General features: G+C 70.1%; 19 protein-coding genes. 9 read left to right on the top strand and 10 right to left on the bottom strand.

The window, feature by feature from the left end:
* Positions 1-333: 333 nt before the first annotated feature.
* Genes ACIBEI_RS01575 through ACIBEI_RS01555 form a run of 5 tightly spaced genes read left to right on the top strand, consistent with a single transcriptional unit; the run spans position 334 to position 4,585 of the window.
* Positions 334-1,950, top strand: a complete 1,617-nt coding sequence (locus ACIBEI_RS01575; RefSeq protein WP_398883935.1) for an ATP-binding protein — start codon at positions 334-336, stop codon at positions 1,948-1,950.
* A gap of 5 nt (positions 1,951-1,955) precedes the next feature.
* Positions 1,956-2,366 carry a roadblock/LC7 domain-containing protein gene (locus ACIBEI_RS01570; protein ID WP_055611716.1) on the top strand — a complete coding sequence of 137 codons (411 nt, stop codon included), beginning with the start codon at positions 1,956-1,958 and terminating at the stop codon, positions 2,364-2,366.
* Positions 2,363-2,734 carry a DUF742 domain-containing protein gene (locus ACIBEI_RS01565; RefSeq protein ID WP_055611717.1) on the top strand — a complete coding sequence of 124 codons (372 nt, stop codon included), beginning with the start codon at positions 2,363-2,365 and terminating at the stop codon, positions 2,732-2,734. Before ACIBEI_RS01570 ends, ACIBEI_RS01565 begins: the two co-directional genes overlap by 4 nt.
* Entirely contained in the window at positions 2,715-3,335 is a 621-nt protein-coding gene (locus tag ACIBEI_RS01560) for a GTP-binding protein (RefSeq protein WP_398883933.1), read from the top strand. The genes ACIBEI_RS01565 and ACIBEI_RS01560 overlap by 20 nt, the downstream gene beginning before the upstream one ends.
* Positions 3,332-4,585 carry a cytochrome P450 gene (locus tag ACIBEI_RS01555; RefSeq protein WP_398883930.1) on the top strand — a complete coding sequence of 418 codons (1,254 nt, stop codon included), beginning with the start codon at positions 3,332-3,334 and terminating at the stop codon, positions 4,583-4,585. Before ACIBEI_RS01560 ends, ACIBEI_RS01555 begins: the two co-directional genes overlap by 4 nt.
* Before the next feature lie 104 nt (positions 4,586-4,689).
* On the opposite strand, the gene ACIBEI_RS01550 is transcribed toward ACIBEI_RS01555, so the two are convergent.
* Positions 4,690-5,721, bottom strand: a complete 1,032-nt coding sequence (locus ACIBEI_RS01550; protein WP_398883928.1) for a 7-epi-alpha-eudesmol synthase — start codon at positions 5,719-5,721, stop codon at positions 4,690-4,692.
* Positions 5,722-6,079: 358 nt separating this feature from the next.
* Between ACIBEI_RS01550 and ACIBEI_RS01545 the strand changes: the two genes are divergently transcribed.
* Entirely contained in the window at positions 6,080-6,472 is a 393-nt protein-coding gene (locus ACIBEI_RS01545) for a VOC family protein (RefSeq protein ID WP_398883926.1), read from the top strand.
* 85 nt (positions 6,473-6,557) lie between these two features.
* On the opposite strand, the gene ACIBEI_RS01540 is transcribed toward ACIBEI_RS01545, so the two are convergent.
* The 3 genes from ACIBEI_RS01540 to ACIBEI_RS01530 form a co-directional block, all read right to left on the bottom strand.
* Positions 6,558-7,025: a peroxiredoxin gene (locus ACIBEI_RS01540; protein ID WP_398883924.1), complete on the bottom strand. Its 468-nt coding sequence runs from the start codon at positions 7,023-7,025 to the stop codon at positions 6,558-6,560.
* A gap of 73 nt (positions 7,026-7,098) precedes the next feature.
* Complete coding sequence (locus tag ACIBEI_RS01535) at positions 7,099-7,392, bottom strand: DUF4235 domain-containing protein (RefSeq protein WP_359840653.1); 294 nt, start codon at positions 7,390-7,392, stop codon at positions 7,099-7,101.
* Positions 7,393-7,504: 112 nt separating this feature from the next.
* Positions 7,505-8,521 carry a glutathione S-transferase family protein gene (locus ACIBEI_RS01530; RefSeq protein ID WP_398883922.1) on the bottom strand — a complete coding sequence of 339 codons (1,017 nt, stop codon included), beginning with the start codon at positions 8,519-8,521 and terminating at the stop codon, positions 7,505-7,507.
* A 93-nt stretch (positions 8,522-8,614) separates the two neighbouring features.
* On the opposite strand from ACIBEI_RS01530, the gene ACIBEI_RS01525 reads away from it, so the two are divergent.
* A complete protein-coding gene (locus ACIBEI_RS01525; protein WP_398883920.1) occupies positions 8,615-9,625 on the top strand; it encodes a cation diffusion facilitator family transporter in 1,011 nt (336 codons plus the stop codon).
* 157 nt (positions 9,626-9,782) lie between these two features.
* Here the strand turns inward: ACIBEI_RS01525 and ACIBEI_RS01520 are convergent, their stop codons facing one another.
* From ACIBEI_RS01520 to ACIBEI_RS01505, 4 genes are all read right to left on the bottom strand, one after another.
* A complete protein-coding gene (locus ACIBEI_RS01520; protein ID WP_269651851.1) occupies positions 9,783-10,232 on the bottom strand; it encodes a nitroreductase family deazaflavin-dependent oxidoreductase in 450 nt (149 codons plus the stop codon).
* Between the two features lie 128 nt (positions 10,233-10,360).
* The gene (locus tag ACIBEI_RS01515) at positions 10,361-10,993 is read right to left on the bottom strand and encodes a LysE family transporter (protein ID WP_398883918.1); all 633 of its coding nucleotides are present in this window, start codon (positions 10,991-10,993) and stop codon (positions 10,361-10,363) included.
* Positions 10,994-11,168: 175 nt separating this feature from the next.
* On the bottom strand, positions 11,169-12,629 hold the full coding sequence (locus ACIBEI_RS01510) for an aldehyde dehydrogenase family protein (RefSeq protein ID WP_398883916.1): 1,461 nt from the start codon (positions 12,627-12,629) through the stop codon (positions 11,169-11,171).
* A gap of 124 nt (positions 12,630-12,753) precedes the next feature.
* Entirely contained in the window at positions 12,754-13,326 is a 573-nt protein-coding gene (locus tag ACIBEI_RS01505) for a TetR/AcrR family transcriptional regulator (protein WP_398883914.1), read from the bottom strand.
* Between the two features lie 147 nt (positions 13,327-13,473).
* Between ACIBEI_RS01505 and ACIBEI_RS01500 the strand changes: the two genes are divergently transcribed.
* Positions 13,474-13,932, top strand: coding sequence for a nuclear transport factor 2 family protein (locus ACIBEI_RS01500; protein WP_307519121.1), 459 nt, complete (start codon positions 13,474-13,476; stop codon positions 13,930-13,932).
* Between the two features lie 65 nt (positions 13,933-13,997).
* Entirely contained in the window at positions 13,998-14,513 is a 516-nt protein-coding gene (locus ACIBEI_RS01495) for a flavoprotein (RefSeq protein ID WP_398883912.1), read from the top strand.
* Between the two features lie 18 nt (positions 14,514-14,531).
* Here ACIBEI_RS01495 and ACIBEI_RS01490 read toward each other — a convergent pair whose 3' ends face one another.
* Both ACIBEI_RS01490 and ACIBEI_RS01485 read right to left on the bottom strand, forming a co-directional pair.
* On the bottom strand, positions 14,532-15,842 hold the full coding sequence (locus ACIBEI_RS01490; RefSeq protein ID WP_398883910.1) for an alpha-glucosidase/alpha-galactosidase: 1,311 nt from the start codon (positions 15,840-15,842) through the stop codon (positions 14,532-14,534).
* Positions 15,839-16,786 carry a carbohydrate kinase family protein gene (locus ACIBEI_RS01485; RefSeq protein WP_398883909.1) on the bottom strand — a complete coding sequence of 316 codons (948 nt, stop codon included), beginning with the start codon at positions 16,784-16,786 and terminating at the stop codon, positions 15,839-15,841. Before ACIBEI_RS01485 ends, ACIBEI_RS01490 begins: the two co-directional genes overlap by 4 nt.
* Positions 16,787-16,791 lie beyond the last annotated feature (5 nt).

The following is a 16,791-nucleotide window of genomic DNA, read 5'->3' as shown; positions in this document are numbered from 1 at the left end:
CGGGTGCTGTGATCATGACATGCATGCCCATGCGATCCATGTCGTACCCGCCGTTTTCGTCACAGCGCCCTCCGGCCGCGGCGATGAGTAAAGGGATTTGTCGACCCGAACGGCCTGTTCGGGGAGTTGCCAAAGCTTCACAGAAGTGAGCCGGTGAGGTTGATCTGCGGTAGATCAAACCCGATAAGGTTCCCTGAGGCGCGGCGAGTTGACGCGACAGCAATCGGTTGTCGCTCGCTGTCCACGCATGCCCGTCGCGGGGTGGATCGCCGCGCGACGAGTGCTGCCCCGAGCTTCTCCCCCTGTTCGATCGTGTTGCTTCGAAGGATGCAGATGGAACTTGCCACTCCGCCACCGGAGGCGCGGGCACCGGCCGCCTGGTACAGCTGGTGGCTGATGCCGCTGGCCTTAGGCGCTGGAACCGTCGCCGCCGCGGTCGCCGGACCCGACTCGACCCAGATACCCGCGATCGTCTCCGGGGTCGCGGCGACGGCTGCGAGCGCCATCTCCGTACGACTTCTCGTCCGCTCCCAGCTCCAGCTGCGCCGCAGCGCCGGCGAGTTCAGGAACGCGCAGGCCGAGCACTCTCAGCAGTGGCAGCAGCACGTGGCCGGTCTGGAGCGCAAGTACGCGGCCGAACGGTCCACGTACGACGCCCAGTTGGCCGAGCAGGCCAAGGCCTACGAGGCGCGGATCGCCGAGCAGACGCAGGCCTGGCAGGAGCAACTCGACCGGCAGCTCGCGGCCGTCGCCCAGCTCGCCGACCAGCAACTGCCCGAGGCGCTGGAGCGGCTGCGGGCCGGTGACTCCATCGACGACGTGCTGCCTTCCGTCAACCAGTGCGCCGAGGTCAACGCCGACCTGCAGGCCCAGCTGCGCAAGGTGCTCAGGACGGCGCTCATCGGCGTGGAGCAGGAGTTCAACCGCTCCACCTCCGCCGAGCAGGCCGTCATCAGCATCGGCAGCCGTATCCACGTGCTGACCAGCAAGCTTCGTGGCCGGCTCCACGAGATGCAGGGCGAGCACGGCAGGCTGCCCTCCGTCGCCCAAGGCCTGATGGAGCTGGACCAGCAGCTCGGCCCCGCCGACTCGCTGGCCGCGAGCATCGGCGTACTCGGCGGCTCGGACCGGCCCGGCCGCCAGTGGCAGGAGCCTCAGCGACTGCTCAGTGTGGTGCGCGGCGGCATCGGCCGGATCAAGGACTTCGACCGCGTCCAGGTCCAGCACCTGCCCGAACTCGGCGTCGACGGCGGCATGGTGGACCACCTCACGCTGATCTTCGCCCACCTGCTCGACAACGCGGCACGCTACTCCCCGCCCACCGAGCCGGTGATCGTCTCCGGCAAGGAGGTGCCCAACGGCGTCGGCGTCGAGATCCAGGACTCCGGCAAGGGCCTCAACGAGGAGAAGAAGCAGGAGGCCCTCCAGTCGCTGGAGGGCGTGGCTCCCGGCCCCGGCCTCGGCGGGGTGTCCGAGGACGCCCACCTCGGTCTGCGCGTGGTCGGAGCCCTGGCCCGCCGGTACGGCATCAGGGTCACCTTCGCGGACTCCCCGTGGCTCGGCACCTCAGTGGTCATCGTGGTACCTCACAAGTACTTCAGCCAGTTGCCCGCCGCCGTCACAGCGCCGGCTCCTGCCGCAGAGGCCTCCGCCGCGCCGAGCACCGTCTCGGCCCAGGCCGAGGAACCGGGTCCGGCCGAGGAGCCGGAGGAGACCGGGGACACCACCCCCGGCGGTCTGCCCCGGCGCCGCAGGCGAGCCGAGTCCGAGAGGCCCAAGCCGGTCGCACGGGAGGAAGAGTCCACCGCCACCGCCTCGCACGCGGTGCCGCCGGACGAGTCCTTCACCGGCCTGGCCGCCTTCGCCACGGCCGGACGTGAGCCGGCCGCCGGACACGAGCCGACCGCCGGACGTGAGTCCACAGAGCACCGCACTGAAGAGAGCGACTAGTCCACATGACGCAACAGGGAACCGACGTGAGCTGGGCGCTCCGCGATCTGGTGGAGAGCATCCAGGAGATCCGCTTCGCCCTCGTGGCCTCCAGCGACGGCAAGGCCATCACCTCCTACGGCGCCGACGACCCCGACGACGTGGACCGTTTCGCCGCAGTGGTGGCGGGCCTTCAGGCACTGGCCCAGCCCGTGGCCGAGCAGTTCCCCAAATACGCCGGGCAACTGCGCCTGGCGATGATCGAGGTCGACGGCGGTCACCTCTTCGTGGTGCGCGCCGGCGTGGAGACGTACCTCGGAGTACTCGCCAGGGAGGGGCTCGACCAGGGCCTGCTCGGCCACCAGATGAGGGACCTTGCCCGCAGGATGGGTGAGCTCCTCGGCACCACTCCGCGCCTGGAGGAGCACTCTGGATGAGTGGTCCCCGCCGACCCACGGACCCGTCCGGTCTCGAGCGCTACTACGTCCTCACGGGCGGTCGCAGCGGACCGGGCGGTTCGTCGTCGAGCCTTGACGTGGCGACCCTCATCACCTCCCGTGCCGCGGCCGTCCCCGGTCTGCAGCACGAGCACGAGGAGATCCTCCGGCGCTGCCGCGATCCGCTGTCGGTGGCCGAACTCGGCGCCCATCTCGGATTGCCCTTCAACATTCTCGCGGTGCTCTTGGCCGATCTGCTGGACGCAGGCCGCGTTGAAGCCCGTCACCCCATCCCGGCGTCAGGCGCCGGTCGCGGGCCCGACCTCGCGCTCCTTGAGGAGGTACTCAGTGGACTTGAAAGGCTTTGACCATCCCGACCGGTACTCGGCCGACGGCACTCTGCCGGCCGGCGCCCGCTCGGTGAAGGTGATGATCGCCGGCGGGTTCGGCACCGGTAAGACCACCATGGTCCGGTCGGTCAGCGACATCAAGCCGCTCACCACCGAGGAGACGCTGACCCAGGCCAGCGCGGACGTCGACAACCTGATCGGGGTGGCGGACAAGCAGGAGACCACCGTCAGCCTCGACTTCGGCAAGATCGGCATCAACGACCAGCTGGTGCTGTACCTGTTCGGCACTCCCGGTCAGGAGCGGTTCTGGTTCCTGTGGAACGGCCTGTTCAAGGGCGCGCTCGGGGCCGTGGTCCTGGTCGACACGCGTCGACTGGCCTCCAGCTTCCGGGCGATCGAGGAGATGGAGCGGCAGAACGTGCCGTTCGTGATCGCCCTCAACGTCTTCCCCGACTCCAAGGACCACCCGGTCGAGGAGATCCGCGACGCCCTGGACATCTCCCCGCACACCCCGATCGTGGCCTGCGACGCCCGCGACCGGGCCTCCAGCCGCGATGTGCTCATCGCGCTGATACGCCACCTCAAGGATCGCTCCGCAGTCGCTCTGGAGTCCCGATGACCGACCAGCCCTTAAACGGTCCCGACGCCCCGCGCGGCTGCCCGGTCGCGCACGGCGGGGGAGACGGGCTCACCCGTCTCTACGGGCCCGACGCGGCGACCGACCCGATCGGCATCTACTCGCGGCTGCGCAAGCAGCACGGGCCGGTCGCGCCGGTACTGCTGGAGGGCGACATCCCGGCGTGGCTGGTCCTCGGCTACCGGGAGAACCGGCGGGTGCTCGACAACCCCCGTCAGTTCAGCCGGGATTCGCGGATCTGGCGGGACTGGAAGGACGGGCGTGTCGAGAGCACCTCGCCCCTCATTCCGATGCTGGGGTGGCGGCCCGACTGCGTCTCCCAGGACGGCGAACCGCACCGCAGGCTGCGCGGTGCGGTGACGGACAATCTGCAGGCCGTCTCCAGCCGTGGCATCCGCCGCCATGTCACGCACTTCGCGAACAAGCTGATCGACACGTTCGCCGGGGCAGGCAGCGCCGACCTGGTGTCCGACTATTCCGAGTATCTGCCGATGCTCGTACTGACCAGGGTGTTCGGGCTCGCGGAGAGCGAGGGGCGGCAGCTGGCCGAGTCCACGGCACTGGTCATGAAGGGCGGTGCCGAAGCACTCGTCCACAACGACCGCATCATGCAGATCCTCGGTGAACTGGCCGAGCGCAAGCGGGTGGAGCCGGGCTCCGACTTCACCACCGGGCTGCTGGAGCACCACGCCGATCTCGACGACGACGAGATTCTCAACCATCTGCGTCTGGTGCTGATCACCGCCAACGCCACCACCAGCAATCTGCTGGCCCGGGTGCTCCAACTGGTGCTCACCGACACCAACCGGCTCTCCGGTCTGGTCAGCGGGCAGCTCAACATCTCCTCCGTCGTCGAGGAGGTCATGTGGAACACCCCGCCGCTGGCCGTGCTGCCGGGGCGGTTCGCCGCGGCCGACCTCGAACTGGGCGGGCACCGCATCCAGGAGGGCGACCTGCTCGTCCTCGGCCTGACCGCCGGCAACGTCGATCCGGAGATCCGGCCCGACGTCGGCATCTCCGTGCACGGCAACCAGTCGCACCTCGCGTTCAGCGGGGGGCCGCACGAGTGCCCCGGGCAGAACATCGGGCAGGCCATCATCGAGACGGCCGTCGATGTTCTGCTGCACCGGCTGCCGGGGCTGCGGCTCGCGGTGACGCCGGACGAGCTCACCTCGACGGCCTCCACGTGGGAGGCGAAACTCGATCGGCTTCCGGTCGAGTTCTCGGTGTAGGCCCTCCGCTGGTTCTTTGCGGCGACTGTTGTGGGTCGGCTGCGGGTTCGTTGTGGCTTGTCGCGCAGTTCCCCGCGCCCCTTTCGGGGCGCGGGTTTCTGCGTTCAGACTGCCAGTAGGTCGTCCAGTGAGCCCTGGCCCGCCAACTCGGCCTTGGCGGCCGGGGATTCCTTGTCCGCCGCGTAGCGGCCCGAGGTCAGGGCCCACTCGTAGTTGCCGTTTATCCAGTGCTGGATGGCCTCGACGCCCATCCGGACCTTCACGCGGTCGTCCTCGTCCAGGCCGAGTTCGTCGCACATCTGCGGTACCTGCGCCTCCAGTTCGAGGTACTCGGCAAGGCTGTGCGTGGTCATCTTGACCGCCTCGTCGGCGGCCTCCTGCCAGCCGCAGCGGCGCTCGCGGTGCAGGACGGCTATCAGGTTGTGGCCGTCCCCTCGGCGTTTCTCGCGCTCGAAGGAGTGGATGTCGTTCATGAAGCCGATGGTGTCGGCGGCCAGGTCCCGCATTCTCTCCATCAGGGGATGCGCCTGCACCTCGGCCGGCACCTCGAATCCTCGGCTGCGCTCACCGGCGTCGATGCTGTGGTGGATGCCGACCGTACGGCGGCGGAACTCGGCGTACTCCTGAAGGTCGAGCGTGCCGGCCAGGCCGCGGGCCGCCAGGTCGACCTCCTCGGTGTGCGCCACGAGGAAACGGCCCCAGGAGGCCGCGAACCGCGTCCGCCATGTCAGAGACATGCCGTCCGAAAGGTGGGCCCAGACCTCCGCCCAGGCCACGGTGATCGGGCACGCCACTCTGGGCGTGATGCCCGCCGGCCGCAAAGGGGTGGCTATGAGTTCCCGCGCGACCTCCGCTATGCGGTCGGCGCGATCCGGCCTACCTGAGTCGAACTGGTCATCGAAAAGGAAGGCCAGCGAGAACCAGTTCATCAGGACGACCATGTCTTCGGCCGAAGCGTGGGGGTAGGTACGGGCGGCCGCCTGGGGCAGATCCCAGGAGCGGTATTCCTCGAATCCGGCCTGGCTGCGCACCAGGCCCTTGTCCCATACCCAGCGCAGATGGCGGGCGCGGGCATACTCGAGGTGCTCACTGACGGGGGTGGTGAAGGGGAGGTCGAACCTGACGTCCTGCGGCATTCGCGTCCTCTCTTGAGACGATGCACAGGGCCCCCCATCCCTGTGGGACAGGCGTCGAAATCGACGCCCGCTGGCTCGAACTGCGTTTCCCGAGACGAAAGTTGACTCGATTTACGCTACGAGGCTGCCCTGATCGTAAATGATCTATGCCGCGACCTCGGTGACTTGACCGTGACCTGCGTTACACCACTCCGTGATCTCGGTGATTCGCCGGTCTCTGTGGCCGAATGAGCGCGTTCGCCTCCGGCGCCGACGGGTCGTGGGCGCGCGGCCGACTGAAACCCGCGGGCGGGGTACCCGGTCGCCGTGGAGCCGTGGGCGGAGCGCCGCTCGTGGTCGGTCGGTGTACGGAGGAAACATGGCACTGGTAGTGGCGGGCGTCGTGGTGTTGGACTGTGCCGAGCCCGAGAAACTCGCCGCGTTCTACATGGAGTTCCTCGACGCGGAGCAGACGGACGCGTCGGCGAACCGTGTGGAGATCAAGGGAGCCGACGGGTTCCGGATCGCGTTCCGGCGGGACGTGAACGCCACTCCGCCGAGCTGGCCGCGTCCCGAGAACTCCCTCCAGGCCCACCTGGACTTCCACGTGGAGGACCTGGACGAGGCCGAGCGCAAGGTCATCGGGCTCGGCGGCCGGGCACTGGACACCAAGGACCCGTCCGGTCCGTTCGAGGAGCGGGGATACGCCGACCCGGCCGGCCACTCGTTCACCGTCCGCAGCAACCCCACCACCGCGCCCAAGCAGGGCTGAACGAGAGCGCCCAGGCATGGCTGGGCGAGGCGCCGGGCTTGAACGCCCCCGGGAGGGCCGGGCCGGGCGAACAGGGACTGTCTGTTCAGCCGTTGTGCGTGCGCAGGGCCGCCAGGGCGCGGTCCGCGTGCGCGCTCATCCTGAACTCGCTGCGCACCACGTCCAGGACCTTCCGGTCCTCGGAGATCACGAAGGTGACCCGCTTCGTGGGCGCCAGCGAGAAGCCCCGCTTCACACCGAACCGCTCGCGGATCAGCCCGTCCGGATCGGACAGCAGCGGGAACCCGAGGGTGTGCTTCCCGGCGAACTCCTGCTGACGCTCGACCGTGTCACCGCTGATCCCCACCGGACGGCCCCCGGCGGCCGTGAACTCGGCGGCCAGATCGCGGAAGTGGCACGCCTCGGCGGTGCAGCCGGCAGTCATCGCCGCGGGATAGAAGAACAGCACGACCGGCCCCTCGACCAGCAGCTCGGAGAGCTTGCGCGAGGTGCCGGTCTCGTCGAGAAGCTCGAAGTCCTCGACGGTGTCGCCGATGTCTATCTGGTTCTTCACGATCGCTCCCCTGACTCCCGGCCGGCCCCGGGCCGACTGCGTGGAGGCCAACCGTACTGGACGGTAAGGGGAGTCAGTCGCGGCCCCCCTTGTCACCGGAGGGCCACACTCCGGTCGACCGTTCGATGGCCGTCGCCCCCGTCCGGTCCACCGCGCTGCGGACGACCGCGAAGAGCGCGCCCTGGATGGCCGCGGCCAGCAGCACCTCGCCCCAACCGCGGTCCTTGTCCAGCGCGTCCGGCGCGTCCTCCTCGTGGCGTATCGCCTTCCAGGTCGCCTGGAACGCCATCCCCGCGAGGGCCCCGCTCGCCCAGCCGAGCACGAACCCGAGGGGCTTGTAGACGAGTGGCAGCTTCTTCTTCTGCATCTGGGTCTCCTTCGGCTCGTAATCCCGGACCCTTGGCGAGTGTCCAGTTCAGCGGCACATAAGCAAAGACCCGGCGGATGCGTGGCGGCCCAGGCTCGGACGTACGGACGGTTCAGGGCCGGCCCGCCGCCGGTACCTCCTCGCCCTCGCGCACCGGCCCCGGCGGAGTCCCGTCCCCGAAGGGGCGCCCGTCCAGCTCCTCGCGGCCGTGGGACGTGAGCCAGCCGGACAGGTCCGGCCCGAGCGGCACGATGCCGGTCGGGTTGATGCCCGAGTGGACCTGGTAGTAGTGCCGCTTGATGTGGTCGAAGTCGACGGTGTCCCCGAATCCGGGCGTCTGGTAGAGGTCGCGGGAGTAGGCCCACAGGACCGGGTCCTCCGTCAGCTTCCAGCGGTTGCACTTGAAGTGGCCGTGATAGACGGCGTCGAAACGGACCAGCGTGGTGAACAGCCGGATGTCCGCCTCCGTGATCGTCTCCCCGACCAGGTACCGGCGCCCCGCGAGCCGCTCCGACAGCAGCTCCAGCCGCCGGAACACACCCTCGCAGGCAGCCGCGTACTCCTTCTGGCCGGTGGCGAAGCCGGCCCGGTACACCCCGTTGTTGACGTCCTCGTACACCTCCGCCATGACCTCGTCGATCTCGTCGCGGAGGTCCGCCGGGTAGAGGTCGGGCGCGCCTTCCCGGTGCAGGGCGGTCCACTCGGTGGCGAGGTCCAGGGTGAGCCGCTGGTAGTCGTTGGTCACCAGACGGCCGGTGGGCACGTCCACGAGCGCGGGCACGCTGACGCCGCCCGGAGCGCCCGGCTCCCGGGCCTCGTACGCCTCGCCGAGATACCGGATGCCGAGTACGGGGTCCCGGCCGCCGGGGTCGAGGGTGAACCGCCAGCTGCGGTCGTCCTGGATCGGGTCGGCGATCGCCATCGACAGGGCGTCCTCCAGCCCCAGCAGCCGTCGGGAGATCACCGCGCGGCTCGCCCAGGGGCACGCGCGGCTGACGACCAGGCGGTACCGCCCCGCCTCGACGGGCCAGCCGTCCCGGCCGTCGGCCGTCACGCGGTCCGCGAAGTGGCTCTTGGACCGCTTGAAGGACTTCCGCCCGTACGACCTGTTGCCCTCGGTGTCGCTCATACCTGGCTCCTTCCGTGCGCCTGCTCTGGGGAGGGTTCCCCGAAAACCGCCTTCGCCCCGTGTGAGGGCCGGTGGGAGGGGCATTCGGCCGAGATGAGTCACAGGCCCTCCACACCGTCCGATCGCCGGACCCGGGTCACCGTGCTGGTGGCGCTGGCCGCGAACCTCGTGATCGCCGTGGCCAAGGCCGTGGGCGGGCTGATCGCGGGATCCCCCGCGCTGCTCTCGGAGGCCGCGCACTCGGTGGCCGACAGCCTGAACGAGGTCTTCCTGCTGGCCGCCCTGCGCCGCAGCCGACGCCCCGCCGACAGCCGGCACCCGTTCGGTTACGGAAAGGAACGCTTCTTCTGGTCCCTGCTCGCCGCCGTCGGGATCTTCGTGATGGGCGGCTGCTTCTCCTTCTACCAGGGCTTCGACGCCTTCAGGAGCGGGAGGACGGAGACCCACGACGGCTATGTGGTCGGACTGGTCGTCCTCGTCGTCGCCCTGTTCGCCGAGGGTGCGTCCCTGCTACGGGCCCTCCACCAGGTGCGCCGACAGGGCGGCCTCGCCGCCGGAGCCCGTGACCCTGCCCTGCGTACCGTCGTCGCCGAGGACGGCACCGCCGTGCTCGGCGTCGCTCTCGCGATCGCCGGAATGTCCCTTCACATGGTCACCGGCCGGATCGTCTGGGAGGCGTCGGCTTCGCTCGCCATCGGAGCCCTGCTCGTGTACGTGGCGTACCGGCTGGGCCGCGACGCACGCGACCAGTTGATCGGCCAGGCCGCGGACCTGGAATCGAGCAGCCGTATCCGCGCGCTGCTGGACGCGCAGCCCGAGATCGACTCGGTGGAGTCCCTGCTGACCATGCAGCTCGGCCCCGACTCGACGCTCGTCGCCGCCCGGGTCGACCTGGTCCCCGGCCTGGACAGCGAGGAGGTCGAACTGGTCGCCGAGCGCATCAAGAGGTCCGTATCCCACACGATCCCGGAGGCCGACCAGATCTTCCTCGACGTGACGGACGCCGCCGTCGCGCGCCGCGCCGCACGGGCCGAGCACGCGGGTTCCCGCCCCGGCGCACACGTCGGCGGCCCCGCCGCGACGGGGGAGCGCGGCGGGGCCTGAGCGTCGGGTGCCCGGCGGTCCGGGAATCATGCCAACTTTTCTCGAACGAGTTCCGGGAGCCGTCGCGGAGCCATCGGGGAGCCCCTGCCAGGACCGGAACGGCGGGCCGTACCGGGACACTGTCCCGGTACGGCCCGCCGTCATGCGTCCGAGCCGCTCACGCCCCGGCGGCCGGCTCCAGCACGAAGACCGGTATCTCGCGGTCCGTCTTCTTCTGGTAGTCGGCGTACGCCGGATACGCCGCGACGGCCCGCTCCCACCACTGGGCCTTCTCCTCGCCGGTCACCTCGCGTGCCGTCATGTCCTGGCGAGTGCCGCCGTCCTGGAGTTCCACACGGGGATCGGCGACCACGTTGTGGTACCAGACGGGGTGCTTGGGCGCGCCGCCCAGTGAGGCGACGGCGGCGTACGTGCCGTCGTGCTCCACGCGCATGAGCGGCGTCTTTCGGATCTTCCCGCTCTTGGCACCCAGGGTGGTCAGCACGATCACGGGCAACCCCGTGTCCATCAGCGTCGTTCCCTCGGTTCCGTTCGAGCTCTCGTACAGCTCGACCTGATCGCGTACCCACTTGGTGGGGCTGGGTTCGTACTCGCCCTTGAGAGGCATGACATCCATCCCATCGATCGTCGTTCGTGCGACTCGTGTCGTTGCAGATTCAACACAGCCACCCAAGGGATTTCATCCCTTCCGCAGGCCCCTCCCGCCCACGGCTTCCACTCACTGGATGCGGCGCGTCACGACGGCCCAACGAGCATGCGTACGGCCAGCGCCAGGATCACGGCGCTGGACACCAGCGCGGTCACCAGCCGCCCCCGCCGACCAGTGAGAACCCGGCCCAGCAGCGTGCCGCCGCCCGCGAGCAGCAGTTGCCAGCCGGCCGACGCGGCGAAGGCGGCCAGGACGAACACCCCCTGTTCCAGGAGTCCGGCGGCCGCGCCGGCACTGCTGCCGAGGACCAGTGCCGCGAAGTACACGACGGTGGTGGGGTTCAGCATCGTGATGCCGAGCAGGGCCAGGTACGCGCGGCCGGGGCTCACCGGTGTCCGGTCGGAGCGGGTGGCGGGCCGCTGCTCGCGGTACTGGCGGAGCGCGGTGACTCCGCCTCGTACGCCGAGGGTTGCGAGCACGAGTCCCGAGGCCCGGCGCAGCGGGACCAGTACGGGCTGGAGGGCGGTGGCGAGTGCGGAACCGCCGAGCGCGGCCGCCAGGGCGTACAGCCCGTCGGCCGTCGCCACGCCCAGCGCGGCGCACACGCCGATCCGCAGGGACGTACGGGCGGTGAGGGAAACGAGGTAGGTCGCGACCGCTCCGACGGGCATGGCGATGCCAAGGCCCGCGAGAAGCCCCGCGACGAGCGCGGCGGTCACGACCGCGGAAGTGAGAGCCTCCGCGGTCGGCCGGACTGCTGCTGGACCCGCACCGGACGAACGGCGGCGAAGGTCGGCGGCAGAAGGGCTTCGGTCGTGGTCATGGGCAGATGGTGGCGCCGGGGCAGCCGCCCGGGCAACTCATTTGCCGGCCCGCCTGGAACAGTCGGCCCGCCTAGAACGGGAAGTGCGCCTGCTGCGTCGCCAGCGTCACCCAGCGGGTGTTGCTGAACGCCTCGATGCCCCAGCGCCCGCCGAAGCGGCCGTATCCGCTGGCCTTGAACCCGCCGAAGGGGGCGTTCGGCTCGTCGGCGACGGACTGGTCGTTGATGTGCACGATGCCGGTACGGATCCGGCGGGCGACCTTCAGCCCGTGGGTGCCGTTCTCGGTGATGATCCCGCAGGTCAGCCCGTGTTCAGTGGAATTGGCGAAGGCAATCGCCTCGTCGTCCGTGCCGAAGGTGCTGATCACGGCGAGCGGGCCGAACGCCTCGCCGTGGTAGAGGTCGGCGTCCTCGGGCAGGTCGGTCAGCACGGTCGCGGGATGCACGGCGCCCTCGGGGGCGGCGCCGCCGATCAGCACGGTGGCGCCCTTGGCGACGGCGTCCTCGACGAGCGCGGCGACCCGGCGGGCGGCGTCCGCCGTGACGAGCGGGCCGACGACGGTGTGCGGGTCGGCCGGGTCACCGGACGCGAGCGACTCGGTCTTCGCGGTGAACTTGGCCGTGAACTCCTCGGCAAGGCTCTCGTGGACCAGGATCCGGTCGGCGGACATGCAGATCTGCCCGGAGTTCATGAAGACGGAGAAGACGGCGGCGTCGACCGCGTAGTCGACGTCGGCGTCGTCGAGCACGATCACGGAGTTCTTGCCGCCGAGTTCCAGGACCGCGGGCTTCAGATGCCGGGCCGCGTGTACGCCGATGATCCGGCCGACGCCCGTGGAACCGGTGAAGTTGACGGCCCGTACGCGCTCGTCGGCGATCAGGGCCTCGGCGACGGCGGCCGCGTCCTCGGGAGCGTTCGTGATCACGTTCAGGACGCCGTCGGGCAGGCCCGCGTCGCGCAGGACGTCCGCGACGAACAGCCCGCAGGCGATCGGCGCGTCCTCGCTCGGTTTCATCACCACGGTGTTGCCCGCGGCGAGCGGCGCGGCGACAGCCCGGACGCCCAGGATGACCGGGGCGTTCCACGGCGAGAACGCGGCCACGACACCCACCGGTTCACGGACCGCGAGCCCCAGCGCGCCCTCCTCCTGCGCGCTCAGCACCTCGCCGCGCGGCGCGGTCACCGCGGCGGCCGCCTCGCGGAGGATGTTCGCGGCAAGGCCGACGTTGAACATGGCCCAGGGCCGGGTCCCGCCGACCTCGCCCGCCATGATCCGTACGGCCTCGTCGGTGCGGGCCTCCAGCAGGTCGGCCGCGGTGAGGAAGATCTTCCGCCGCTGGGCGGGCCCGAGCGCGGCCCAGTCCGCGAAGGCCGCGTCGGCGGCGTCCACGGCCCGGGTGACGTCCTCGACGCCGGCCGCGGCGACCGTGGCGTACACCTGTGAGCTGTAGGGATTCACGTCCTCGGCGGTGCGGCCGGAGGTCGCGGGCAGGTCCTTGCCGCCGATCAGCAGGTCACGATGCAGGGTCATGCGCGGCTCTTCCCGTCGTGCGACGCACAGCGCCGCGCTCCGAACGGGAGCTTCGGCGCGTTCGCCTGGTGAATAATTCTCCGTTGAATCTTCAAATGGAGTCTGCAACTCGACGGGGCGACAGTCAATGGCCGACGGTCCCGCCGTGTCCCTCCACCAGCATCCGAGCCGCCCGCCCGGCCTGCTCGGCGGGCTTCGAGCCGCTCTGCTCGATCCCGGCGGTGACCATGGCGCCCTCTGCCAGCAGATAGACCTGTTCGGCCAGGTCCTGGGGCAGCCCGGCGTCGCGCACGAGGCCGGTCAGGTAGTCCTTGAAGGCCTGCTTGTGGGCGCGGACCTGGGCGGTGACCCGCTCCGACGTCGCGCCCAGCTCCCCGTACGAGTTGATCCAGGCGCAGCCCCGGAAGTCGGGCTCGCGGAACCACTCGCCGAGCCAGTCGAAGACCGCGAGGACGCGCCGCCCGGGATCCTCGTGTCCGGCCACGTGGTCGGCCAGCCGCTGCCGCCAGCGGATGTCGCGCCGCTCCAGGTAGGCCACGACCAGCTGTTCCTTTGCGGGGAACAGTTGGTAGAGCCTCTTGAGGGAGACCCCCGACGTGCCGCGGATGTCGTCCATGCCGACGGTCTGTATGCCCCGCCCGTAGAACAGGGCTTCCGCCGCGTCCAGTGCCTGTTCCCTGGCGATCGCGCTGTCCATGTACCGGCCCGCTCCTTGGCGTCTTGACGGGAGAACCAACGTTCTCTACGTTAGCAGTCGTGCCGGAGAACGTACGTTCTCCCGCTCGTCGCACCGCCATTGAGCTGCGTCGCCTTCGAGTCGCACCGCCATCGAGAGGAAGCCGTCATGACCGACCGACCGCCCCTGCCGCCGTTCACCCGTGAGACCGCGGCCCAGAAGGTCCAGGCGGCCGAGGACGCCTGGAACACTCGCGATCCGCACAAGGTCTCGCTCGCTTACTCGCAGGACTCGGTCTGGCGCAACCGCGACACCTTCGTCACCGGCCGCGCCCAGATCGTGGACATGCTCACCGACAAGTGGGGGCGCGAGCAGGAGTACGCCCTGCGCAAGGACCTCTGGGCCTTCGACGGCAACCGCATCGCCGTCCGCTTCCAGTACGAGTGCCGCGACGCCGACGGCCAGTGGTGGCGCTCCTACGGCAACGAGCTGTGGGAGTTCGACGAGCACGGCCTGATGACCCGGCGCGAGGCCAGCATCAACGACGTACCGATCGAGGAGAAGGAACGCCGGATTCACGGCCCGCGCCCGGATGCGGAGCGAGGGGATTCCTTCCCCGTCCAGTAGCGGGCCGCAAGGGGCCAGGGCCGCATGGGTCAGGACCGCGAGACGGCGTTCAGTAGGGTTCCCGGGTGACTGAACAGGCCCGGAAGCCCTTCCTCTACGTCGTCGTCTGCGCCGCCGGAGTCGCCGAGGGGGTCGAGGAGTTGATCACCCTGGCGCAGGAGCGGAACTGGGAGGTCGGGGTCTTCGCGACGCCGATCGCGACCGGCTTCTTCGACACAGCGGCGGTCGAGTCGCGGACCGGCAGGCCGATCCGGTCCGCCTGGCGGGCCCCCGGCGACCCGCGCCCGTTCCCCGACCCGGACGCCGTCACCGTGGCGCCCGCGACCTTCAACACCATCAACAAATGGGCGGCCGGGATCGCCGACACCCTCGCCCTCGGCACACTCTGCGAGGCGTACGGGATGGGGGTGCCGATCTCCGTACTCCCTTGTGTGAGCGAGGCGTTGGCGGCCCACCCCGCGTATCAGGACAGTCTGAAAAGGCTGCGTGGGATGGGCGTCCGGTTCGGCGAGCATGCCTTCGGCGGCCCGGCGGGCCGGGAGTTCCGCTGGGAACAGGCCCTGGACCTCCTGGAACGGTGACCCGGTCCGGGCCGGGTGTCAGTGCCCCAGCTCCTCCCGCAACTCTGGCTGGAGCAGCTCCCGATGAGCCCGTACGAGGTCGTCGCACAGGTCCCAGATCCGCTCCACCGGAAGGGCCGCCGCCGTCGCGGGGTCGGCCATCGCGGCATGGCGGATGTGCCGCGGATCGCCGTCCGTGGCCGCGCGGACGACCAGGTCGGTGACGGAGACGTACGCGCTGTTGAGCGCCGCGCACTGCGGGGGAAGTGGCCCCACGCGGGTCGGTTGGACGCCCAACGCATCGACCAGGCAAGGCACTTCGACCACGGAGTCGGCGGGCAGGTTGTCGATCAGCCCGCGGTTCGGGACGTTCCCGTAGATCGTGCGCGGGGTCCCCGTGACGACACTGTGGATGACCTGGGGCGCGTACTCCATCGTGCCCTCGACGGGCAGTGGAGCGTCCGCGAGCAGGGCCCGGCGAGTGCGCTCGTAGTCGGCGGTGTTCTCCTCGATGATCTCCAAGTACGCGCCCACCGGCAGCCGGAGGCGTTCGATCTCGGTGTCGTGGTGCAGATACCAGGGGACGTACTCGGCGGAGTGCTCGCTCGTCTCGGTGGGGTAGTGGCCGAGCCTGCGGTACATGTCGACCCGTACGCGGCGCAGGAGCCCCGGGTCCTCGGCGATCGCGGTGTCGAGGAGCGGGTGGAGGTCGCGGCCGTCGCGCTCGAAACGCAGCACCCAGGCCTGGTGGTTCACACCGGCGGCCAGATAGGAGACCTCTTCGAACGGGACGCCCACCAGCTGTGAGAGGTCGTGCATCGTCCAGTACACCGAATGGCACAGGCCCGTCACACGCAGGGCCGGTGCGATCCGCGACAGGTACAGGACGTTCATCGCCATCGGGTTGGTGTAGTTCAACAGCAGGGCGTCCGGGCAGAGTTCGGCCATGTCCTCGGCGAGACCGCGCAGCACCGGGAAGGTGCGCAGGGCGCGGAAGATGCCGCCGATGCCGAGCGTGTCACCGATGGTCTGGCGCACTCCATAGCGGGCCGGGATCCCGAAGTCCGTGCGGGTGGCCTCGTTCATACCGACCTGGACGGTGTTGACGACGAAGTCGGCGCCTTCGAGGGCGGCGCGCCGGTCGAGGTGCGCGGTGATCGTCGGTTTGGCGCCGCGCTCGTCCGCGATGTGGCGGGCGGCTCCCTCCGCCGTGGCAAGCCGTTCCCCGTCGATGTCGTGCAGGGCGATCCGGGCGTGCCCCAGCTCGGGGAAGGCGAACAGGTCGGCGAGGAGCCCCTGCGTGAACACCACGCTGCCGGCTCCCACGAAGGCGATCTTTATCTCGGTCATGTGCGGCTCTCCAGGTCGGTGTGGGCGCAGGCCTCGTGCCACGTCGGCTGCGCCGCCGTACCGCCGTGGCCGCGCGTCGAGAGCGAACCGCAGACGGCGGCCAGCGCGAGCGATGAGCGCAGGTCAAGACCGCGCAGGGTCGCCGCGACGAAACCGGCGTCGAAGCTGTCGCCCGCACCCACGGCGTCGACCGGCTCCACCGGCACGGCTGGTACCCGCCGGACCCGCTCTCCGTCGTGGGCGAGAGCGCCCTCGGAGCCGTCCTTGACGACGACCAGCGGGACGGTTTCCGCCAACGCGGCTGCCGCCGTGTCCAGTTGGGTCTCGCCGGTGAGTGCGCGGGCCTCGGCGGCGTTCGGCAGCAGGATGTCGGTGAACTCCAGTACGGGGTCGAGCAGTTCGTGGTCCCATTCGCTGTCTGGATCGTCGTTGGTGTCGAGCGAGGTGCTCGCCCCGTGGGACCTGGCCCGCGCGAACACGGCTGCCAGGGAACGGGCCAGACGGGGCATCAGAAAGAAGGACGCGGCGTGCACTTGCCGGGCGTCGGCCAGCAGTGCCTCGGGCACGTCCCGCGCACTCGTCGCCGTCAGACAGCCGGGCGAGGTGAGGATGGCCCGGTCACCGTCCTTGTCGTTGAGCACCACCGTCAGGGGCGTGGGCAGGTGAGGGTCGATGGTGAGATGGGTGATGTCGACGCTGTGGTCGGTGAGCTCTCCGCGGACGAACGCGCCCGCGGGGTCGTCCCCCACGCGCCCGGCGAAGGCCACCCGCAGCCCCAGCCGTGCCGCCCCGCACGCCATGATCGCCGCCGAGCCGCCAAGGACCAACCGGCCCTGCTCGACGAGCTGTTCACGCTGGCCGAAGGCGACCGCGCCGGGCACCGGACCCACCACGACATCGGGATTGACGTCACCGATCACCAGGAGATCGAAGGAACGGGACAAGGCGG

Origin of the sequence: Streptomyces sp. NPDC050988 (assembly GCF_044456225.1) — a bacterium.
GTDB lineage: Bacteria > Actinomycetota > Actinomycetes > Streptomycetales > Streptomycetaceae > Streptomyces.
The sequence above is the reverse complement of the archived record's forward strand: the minus strand, read 5'-3'. Positions and strand labels throughout refer to the sequence as shown.

Excerpts from the sequence above, each read along its gene's own strand:
- ACIBEI_RS01575 (WP_398883935.1), top strand. The coding sequence starts at position 334 with ATGGAACTTGCCACTCCGCCACCGGAGGCGCGGGCACCGGCCGCCTGG.
- ACIBEI_RS01570 (WP_055611716.1), top strand. The coding sequence starts at position 1,956 with ATGACGCAACAGGGAACCGACGTGAGCTGGGCGCTCCGCGATCTGGTG.
- ACIBEI_RS01565 (WP_055611717.1), top strand. The coding sequence starts at position 2,363 with ATGAGTGGTCCCCGCCGACCCACGGACCCGTCCGGTCTCGAGCGCTAC.
- ACIBEI_RS01555 (WP_398883930.1), top strand. The coding sequence starts at position 3,332 with ATGACCGACCAGCCCTTAAACGGTCCCGACGCCCCGCGCGGCTGCCCG.
- ACIBEI_RS01550 (WP_398883928.1), bottom strand. The coding sequence starts at position 5,721 with ATGCCGCAGGACGTCAGGTTCGACCTCCCCTTCACCACCCCCGTCAGT.
- ACIBEI_RS01545 (WP_398883926.1), top strand. The coding sequence starts at position 6,080 with ATGGCACTGGTAGTGGCGGGCGTCGTGGTGTTGGACTGTGCCGAGCCC.
- ACIBEI_RS01535 (WP_359840653.1), bottom strand. The coding sequence starts at position 7,392 with ATGCAGAAGAAGAAGCTGCCACTCGTCTACAAGCCCCTCGGGTTCGTG.
- ACIBEI_RS01530 (WP_398883922.1), bottom strand. The coding sequence starts at position 8,521 with ATGAGCGACACCGAGGGCAACAGGTCGTACGGGCGGAAGTCCTTCAAG.
- ACIBEI_RS01525 (WP_398883920.1), top strand. The coding sequence starts at position 8,615 with ATGAGTCACAGGCCCTCCACACCGTCCGATCGCCGGACCCGGGTCACC.
- ACIBEI_RS01520 (WP_269651851.1), bottom strand. The coding sequence starts at position 10,232 with ATGCCTCTCAAGGGCGAGTACGAACCCAGCCCCACCAAGTGGGTACGC.
- ACIBEI_RS01510 (WP_398883916.1), bottom strand. The coding sequence starts at position 12,629 with ATGACCCTGCATCGTGACCTGCTGATCGGCGGCAAGGACCTGCCCGCG.
- ACIBEI_RS01505 (WP_398883914.1), bottom strand. The coding sequence starts at position 13,326 with ATGGACAGCGCGATCGCCAGGGAACAGGCACTGGACGCGGCGGAAGCC.
- ACIBEI_RS01500 (WP_307519121.1), top strand. The coding sequence starts at position 13,474 with ATGACCGACCGACCGCCCCTGCCGCCGTTCACCCGTGAGACCGCGGCC.
- ACIBEI_RS01490 (WP_398883910.1), bottom strand. The coding sequence starts at position 15,842 with ATGACCGAGATAAAGATCGCCTTCGTGGGAGCCGGCAGCGTGGTGTTC.